This is a genomic window from Actinosynnema sp. NPDC023658, from assembly GCF_040639995.1.
Taxonomy (GTDB): Bacteria; Actinomycetota; Actinomycetes; order Mycobacteriales; family Pseudonocardiaceae; genus Actinosynnema.
Map to the genome: position 1 here is coordinate 1 of NZ_JBFAAX010000304.1, position 7,015 is coordinate 7,015.

Annotated in this window: 8 protein-coding genes and 1 pseudogene; 6 read left to right on the forward strand and 3 right to left on the reverse strand. The window is 74.8% G+C overall.

Annotation, left to right across the window (positions count from 1 at the left end; genetic code table 11):
- The 3 genes from AB0G02_RS24605 to AB0G02_RS24615 all read right to left on the reverse strand — a co-directional run.
- On the reverse strand, positions 1–545 hold a 545-nt coding region (locus AB0G02_RS24605; protein ID WP_360797818.1), incomplete at its 3' end, for a class I SAM-dependent methyltransferase.
- Positions 542–1,564, reverse strand: coding sequence for a glycosyltransferase family 4 protein (locus AB0G02_RS24610; RefSeq protein ID WP_360797819.1), 1,023 nt, complete (start codon positions 1,562–1,564; stop codon positions 542–544). The genes AB0G02_RS24605 and AB0G02_RS24610, both read right to left, overlap by 4 nt.
- Positions 1,561–1,959 (reverse strand): 6-carboxytetrahydropterin synthase, encoded by a 399-nt coding sequence (locus AB0G02_RS24615; protein WP_360797825.1) that lies wholly within the window; start codon positions 1,957–1,959, stop codon positions 1,561–1,563. Before AB0G02_RS24615 ends, AB0G02_RS24610 begins: the two co-directional genes overlap by 4 nt.
- Positions 1,960–2,050: 91 nt before the next feature.
- Here AB0G02_RS24615 and ribA point away from each other — a divergent pair, with 91 nt between their 5' ends.
- The 6 genes and pseudogenes from ribA to AB0G02_RS24645 form a co-directional block, all read left to right on the forward strand.
- The gene (gene ribA / locus AB0G02_RS24620) at positions 2,051–2,704 is read left to right on the forward strand and encodes a GTP cyclohydrolase II (RefSeq protein WP_360797820.1); all 654 of its coding nucleotides are present in this window, start codon (positions 2,051–2,053) and stop codon (positions 2,702–2,704) included.
- Positions 2,705–2,765: 61 nt separating this feature from the next.
- On the forward strand, positions 2,766–4,181 hold the full coding sequence (locus AB0G02_RS24625) for an alpha/beta fold hydrolase (protein WP_360797821.1): 1,416 nt from the start codon (positions 2,766–2,768) through the stop codon (positions 4,179–4,181).
- 12 nt (positions 4,182–4,193) lie between these two features.
- Complete coding sequence (locus AB0G02_RS24630; RefSeq protein ID WP_360797822.1) at positions 4,194–5,276, forward strand: sensor histidine kinase; 1,083 nt, start codon at positions 4,194–4,196, stop codon at positions 5,274–5,276.
- Positions 5,276–5,926 (forward strand): response regulator transcription factor, encoded by a 651-nt coding sequence (locus AB0G02_RS24635; RefSeq protein WP_360797823.1) that lies wholly within the window; start codon positions 5,276–5,278, stop codon positions 5,924–5,926. The genes AB0G02_RS24630 and AB0G02_RS24635 overlap by 1 nt, the downstream gene beginning before the upstream one ends.
- A 71-nt stretch (positions 5,927–5,997) precedes the next feature.
- Complete coding sequence (locus AB0G02_RS24640; protein ID WP_360797824.1) at positions 5,998–6,744, forward strand: ABC transporter ATP-binding protein; 747 nt, start codon at positions 5,998–6,000, stop codon at positions 6,742–6,744.
- A pseudogene (locus AB0G02_RS24645) lies at positions 6,741–7,015 on the forward strand (ABC transporter permease); the annotation flags it as partial. The gene AB0G02_RS24640 and the pseudogene AB0G02_RS24645, both read left to right, overlap by 4 nt.

Consider the following 7,015-nt stretch of genomic DNA (forward strand, 5'->3'; position numbering starts at 1 on the left):
GCCTCGGCGGCGTCCGGCCCGAGCAGCCGGCGACCGTCCACGGCCCGCCGCTGGTGGGCGTTGAACGCGGCCTCGAAGTCGGCGTCCAGCGGCTCGGCCGGGTCGAACTCCACCCGCCCGGTCACGGACAGCGTGAACAGCGCCGGGCACCCCGCGCCGACGCACGCGCCGGCCAGCCCGTCCACCTCGTCGGCCGTCAGCAGGTCGAGCAGCGCCGACGCGGCGACCAGCGACGTCCCGGCCAGGTCGGCGGCGGTGAGCGCGGTGAGGTCGCCCTCGTGCGTCTCGATCGTGACGCCGCTCATCGTCGCCGCCGCGATGCTGAGCAGCCGGGGGTCGCGGTCGTGCAGCACCCAGTGCTGCGGACCGCCCAACCGCCCGGAGAGCCATCGTCCCAACGATCCCGTTCCACACCCGAGATCACGCACCACGAGGGGGGTCCGGTTCAGATCGATCTTGTTGAGCCGGTCGACGAGGTCGAGCGCGCGGGCCTCCGCGTCGGCCTTCTCGCGCAGGGACAGCCATTCCGGTGCGAAGGTGCTCATGGCCGCAGACTAGCCAGGACACCGGCCAGGTCCGCCACCGTCGCGTCCCATGTGGACAGCTCACCACGGCGGCCCAGCGCGCGCCCGCGCAGGTCACGTCGCCAGGCCTCGTCGGTGAACCAGCGCCGCAGCGCGCCCGCGAGCGCCGCCACGTCGCCGGCGGGCAGGAGCAGGCCGCCGTCACCGAGGGCGTCCGGCACGGAGCTCGCCACCACCGGCACGCCGCGCGCCAGCGCCTCGGTCACCACCATGCCGTAGGTCTCGGCCCGCGACGGCAGCACGAACAGGTCGGCGGTCGCGTACGCGCGGGCCAGCGGCTCGCCGGTGAGGGGGCCGACCAGCTCGACCCGGTCGCGCAGCCCGCGCCGGTCGACCAGCCCGCGCACCGACCCCGACCGCTCCGGGCCGACGAACGCGCACGTCCACGGCAGGTCGGCCACCGTCGCCAGGGCCTCCACCAGCACGTCGTGGCCCTTGCGCGGGGTCACCGACGCGACGCACAGCAGCCGGGACGCGCCGTCCGTGCCGGTGGCCGGCGGCGCGGGGTCGGTGCCGGGCGTGACGACGTGGACCTCGCGCAGCCCGTGGTGCCCGGCGAGCCGACGTGCGGCCCACGGGCTGGTCGCCACGACGGCGTCCGCGGCGCGCAGGCACTCCCGCTCGGCGGCGTCCAGCCGTGCCGCGACGGCCGGCGGCAGGCCCGTCTCGTCGGCCAGCGGCAGGTGCACCAGGACGACCAGCCGCAACCGGCCTGCGTGCGGCGTCACGACCTCGGGCACACCGCACGCCACCAGCCCGTCGAGCAGCACGACCGCGCCGTCACCGATCGCGGCCAGCGCCCGGCCCAGCTCCTCGCGGGCGGCGTCCCCCGGCTCCGGCCACGCGCCCGGCACGACGACCTCGCGCACCTCCGTCCCCAGCGACCGCAGGCCCTGGATCGCACGGCGGTCGTAGACGTTGCCGCCGCTGGGCGAGGCCGGGTCGTCCACGCCGCCGGGCAGGACGAAGTGGAGCGTCACAGCGCGCGTTCGTAGCTCGCCCACGCGACGTGCGACTCGTGCAGCGTGACCTCGATCGCGGCCAGTCCCCGCGCGCCTTCGCCGAGCTCACCGGCGTGGACGGCGTCCGCGAGCCGGTCCGCGACGTGCTTGGCCAGGAACTCGGTCGACGTGTTGACCCCGGCGAACGCGGGCTCGTCGTCCAGGTTGCGGTAGTTGAGCTCACCGAGCACGGCGCGCAGCCGCTCGGTCGCCAGTCCGATGTCGACCACGATGTCGTCGGCGTCGAGCTCGGCCCGCTTGAACCGCGCGTCCACCACGAACGTCGCCCCGTGCAGGCGTTGTGCCGGGCCGAAGACCTCGCCGCGGAAGCTGTGGGCGACCATCACGTGGTCGCGAACGGTGATGCTGAACAGGGTGACCTCCGTGGAGTGAGCGAGCTACGGTGCAACTACCGACCGAGCGTAGTGAACGCCCGGACCGGTGTCGGGGTGACGAGGGAGCCGCATGCACGAGGAAGCCTTCAAGAACCAGGACGTCGCGGAGTCCGATCTGGTCACGCGGCGCGGCACGTTCCGCGCGGTCGCGTTCCGGGCCGACGGGCACGAGCACATGGCGTTGGTCCACGGCGGGGCGGAGTCGCGGGACGGCGTGCTCGTGCGCGTGCACTCGGAGTGCATGACCGGTGACATCTTCGGCGCGATGCGCTGCGAGTGCGGCGACCAGCTGGACGCGGCGCTGGACCGGATCGTCGCCGAGGGCGGCGGCGTCCTGATCTACCTGCGCGGCCACGAGGGGCGCGGGATCGGCTTGGTGGACAAGGTGCGCACCCACGTGCTGCAGGACGAGCAGGGCCTGGACACGCTGGACTCCGCGACCACGCTGGGGCTCCCGGTCGACGTGCGGGACTACACCCCGGCCGCGCGCATCCTCAAGCACCTGGGCGTCACGTCCGTGCGGTTGATGTCCAACAACCCGGACAAGATCCAGGCGTTGGAGGACAACGGCATCCGGGTGGTGGCCCGGGTGCCGCACCTGGTGCGGCCCAACCCGCACAACATCGGCTACCTGACCGCGAAGCGCGACCGGCTGGGCCACGACCTGCCGCAGGTCGCCGTGTTCGCCGCCGACGAGCCGAACGGCCACCCCACGGTGAGGTGACCCGGCAGGATCTGTCGAAAGGCGGACGCGCCGCCGGGTGCCGGCCCACCACGCTGGTGGCATGAGGAAAACGATCAAGGGCGTGGTGGGCGCGGTCAGCCTGCTCACCGCGCTCACCGTCGCGCCGGGCGTCTCGCACGCCGGCGGGCGCGCGCTGTCGTGGGTGGACTGCGGTGACGGGTTGCAGTGCGGCGGGATCACCGTTCCCGCGGACTGGGACCGGCCGGGCGGCGCGCGGGTGCGGCTCGGCCTCGCGAAGCTGCCCGCGCAGGACCAGGCGGCGAAGAAGGGCGTGCTGCTGGTCAACCTCGGCGGGCCGGCGCAGCAGATCTCCGTGCTGCGCGTCGTGAAGAGCGCGTTCACCGACCTGACCCGGTGGTTCGACGTCGTCGTCTCCGACCCGCGCGGTTTCGAGGCGAGCGCCGGGATCACCTGCCCGGAGCCGGCCCCGCTGCCCGAGAACCTCGAGTGGGCCTCGCCCGACCAGGCCGCCTACGAGCGCTACCGCACCGCGAACCACCGGTTCGGCGTCGACTGCGGTCGCGCCGCCGGGCCGCTGGCGGGCCACCTGGACTCGCGGCAGGTCGCGCACGACATGGACGCGATCCGGTCCGCGTTGGGCGAGCGGAGGCTGAACTACTACGGCAACTCCTACGGCACGGTGTTCGGCCAGGCCTACGCCCGGCTCCACCCGCGGCGGGTCGGCCGGATGTACCTGGACAGCGTGCTCGACCACACCACCCGCTCCTGGGCGGACTGGCTCCTGCCGCGCGCGCGGACCACGGAGCGCAACATGGTCCGGTTCGCGGAGTGGTGCGCCGCCGAGCCGACGTGCGCGCTGCACGGCCGTGACGTCCTGACGACGTGGGACGAGGTGCTCGCCCGCGCCACGCGTGAGCCGATCCCCGCGCCCGGCGAGCACACCACCGTCACCGCCTCCCGGATCGTGTCGCGCACGAACCCCGGCTACGAGGACGAGTGGCCCGACCTGGCCAGGGCCGTCGCCGAGGCGCACGACGGCGACGCCACGCTGTTCGCCCGGCAACCGACCGGCGGGCGCGACCCCGACCTGTCGCGGATCGCGTTCTGCGCCGACTTCCCCTACCCCTCCGACTACCGGGTGCTCAAGTCGTGGGAGTCGGACCTGCGCGAGGTCACGCCCCACATCGGGTGGGTCGCGACGTGGCCGATGGCCTACCACTGCGCCGGGCTGCCCGACACCGGCACGTACCCGCCGCGGCCGATCGACGTCCGGGGCCTGCCGCCGATCCTGGTCGCGAGCGGCGAGCACGACGGCACCACCCCGCCGCAGGACGCCCGGCGCGTCGCGGCGCAGCTCGGGAACGCCCGCTACCTGCCGGCCGTCGGCAGCCACGCGCTGTACCTCACCGGCCACCCGTGCGTCCGGGAGCACGTGCACCGCTACCTGACCACCGGCGCGCTCCCACCCGAGGGCACGGCCTGCGGGGCCGCGTAGACGATGGCGGTCATGCGACACGTCCGGGAAGTCCTGCTCGTCGTGGGCGTCACGGCGGTGCTGGTGCTGCTCACGGTCTGGGAGGGGCGGGGTTACCCGCGCGCGGGGCTGCCGCTGCTGATCGGGTCCAGCCTCTGCGTCAGCCTGCCGTTGCTGCTGAGGCGCACGCTGCCGCTGACGGCGGCGGTGCTGTCCGCGGTGGTCGGGCTCGGCGGTCTGGGGTTCCTGCCCTCGTGGCCGGGGATGCTGGTCACGATGGGCACCTTCTGCGCGGCCGTCTACCACCGCGAACGCGGTCCGGCGGTGGTGCTGACCGCGTCGGGCTGCTGGGTCCTGGTCAGCGCCGTGATCGCCGGCAGCCCGGTCCAGGTCTTCACGATCACCGACCTGGTCGTCATGGGCGTCGCACCGGTGACGACGGGGTACGCGATGCGGCTGCACCGCGAGCGGGTGGACCAGACCCTGCGGGTGCGGCGCGCGGAGGCGGACCGGGTGCTGGCCGAGGAACGGGCCCGGCTCGCCCGCGACGTGCACGACAGCGTCGGCCACCACCTGACCGCGATCCGGATGCAGGCCACCGCCACCCGGCGGGCGCTGGACGGGACGCCGCCGATCGCGGACCGGGCGCTGGGCACGATCGCGGACCTGTCGCGGTCCGCGCTGGACGAGGTGCGGGAGCTGCTGACCGCGTTGCGGGACGTCCCGGCCGGCGTCGGGTCGGCCGGGCTGGACCGGTTGGCCGCGCGGCTGTCCGGCGCGGACCGCCGCATCGCGGTGCGGCGGTCCGGCCCGGCCACCCCGCTGCCGCCCGCCGTCGACCACACCGCGTTCCGGGTGGTGCAGGAAGCGCTGACCAACGCCGCCCGGCACTCGACGGCCACCGCGATCGACGTCACGCTGCACCGGGAGCGGGACCGGTTGGTCGTGACGGTGGTCGACGACGGACCGGCCGTCGACCGGCCCCACCTGGAGGGGCAGGGCATCCGCGGCATGAGGGAACGGGTGCGGCTGGTCGGTGGCACGCTCACGGTCGGACCGGACGGGCCGCGCGGGTGGCGGGTGCGGGCCGAACTGCCGACGGGGAGGACGACGTAGTGGCCATCCGGGTGCTCGTGGCCGACGACCAGGAACCGGTGCGGGACGCGCTGCGGATGGTCCTCGGCGGTGAGCCGGACATCGAGGTGGTCGGTGAGGCCGCCACCGGCGCGGACGCGGTCCACCTCGCGCTGACCCGCCGTCCCGACGTGGTCGTGATGGACCTGCGGATGCCGCACGGCGACGGCATCGCCGCCATCACCCGCCTCACCGCGACCGACCCCGCGCCCCGCATCCTCGCGCTGACCACGTTCGACCTGGACGAGTACCTGTTCGGCGCGCTGGCCGCGGGCGCCGCCGGGTTCCTGCTCAAGGACAGCGACCCGGCGCTGCTCCTGGACGCCGTGCGCGGCCTGCACGAGGGCCGCGGGCTGATCGACCCGAGGGTCACCGGACGGCTCATCTCCCGCTTCGCCCGGCTGTCCCCCCGGCCCGCGTCCCCCGACCTCGACCGGCTCACCCCGCGCGAGCGCGAGGTGCTGGCCCACGTCGTGCGCGGGCTGAGCAACGGCGAGATCGCCGCCGCCCTGACCATCGAGGAGGGCACGGTGAAGACGCACGTGGCCCGCATCCTCGCCAAGCTCGGCCTGCGCACCCGCGTGCACGCCGTGATCTACGCCTACGAGCACGGCCTCACCGTCGACGGGTAGGGACAGCCATACCCCGCGGACCCGCGCCCGCACGGTGGGTTCGCGGGCCGTCCGGCGGAAGAGTCCTCGGCATGGTTGCGGTGCGGGGATCACAGGTCGTGGCGGCGGACGTCGTCTCGTTGACCGGGTTGACGAAGGTGTACGCGGGGCGGGTGCGCGCGCTCGACGAGGTGACGGTCGGGTTCGCGCGCGGGTCGTTCACGGCGGTCATGGGGCCGTCCGGGTCGGGCAAGTCGACGCTGCTGCACTGCGCGGCCGGCCTCGACGTGCCCACCGGTGGGCGGGTGGTGCTGGCCGGGCAGGACGTCGGCGCGCTGCGCGAGCCCAAGCTCACCGCCGTGCGGCGGCGGCACGTGGGCTTCGTGTTCCAGTCGTTCAACCTCGTGGACGCGTTGTCGGTGTGGGACAACGTGCTGCTGCCGCAGCGGTTCGCGGGGACGCGACCGGACAAGGCGTGGGCGCGCGAGGTGCTGGCGCGGGTCGGGCTCGCCGGGCGGGAGCGGTCGCGGCCCGGTGAGCTGTCCGGCGGCCAGCAGCAGCGGGTGGCGCTGGCGCGGGCGCTGGCCGGTCGACCGGAGGTGGTCTTCGGTGACGAGCCGACCGGCGCGCTCGACCTGTCCACCGGGCGTGAGGTGCTGGCGCTGCTGCGCGGGTTCGTGGACGCCCACGCGGCGACCGTCGTGATGGTGACCCACGACCCGGCCGCGGCGGCGTGGGCGGACCGCGTGGTGTTCCTCGCGGACGGCCGGCTCGCGGGCGAGCTGGCCGCGCCCACCGCCGAGCGGGTCGCGGCCCGGATGACGGAGCTGACCAGGTGATCGCCAAGCTGGCGGTGGCGAGCGTGCGGCGACGCGTCGGCGCGTTCGCGGGCACGTTCCTGACGGCGTTCCTGGCCGTCGCGTTGATCTCCGGCAGCGGGCTGCTGCTGCACTCCGTGCTCACCGCCGGTCCCGGTGGCGACCGGTTCGCCGCCGCCGACGTGGTGGTCGCGGCGGGCCGCTCGGTCGAGCTGACCACCCGGCACGACAAGGGCGACGAGGTCAAGGTGAAGACCAAGACCGAGCGGCTGACCGGCGCGCGGCCGTTGCC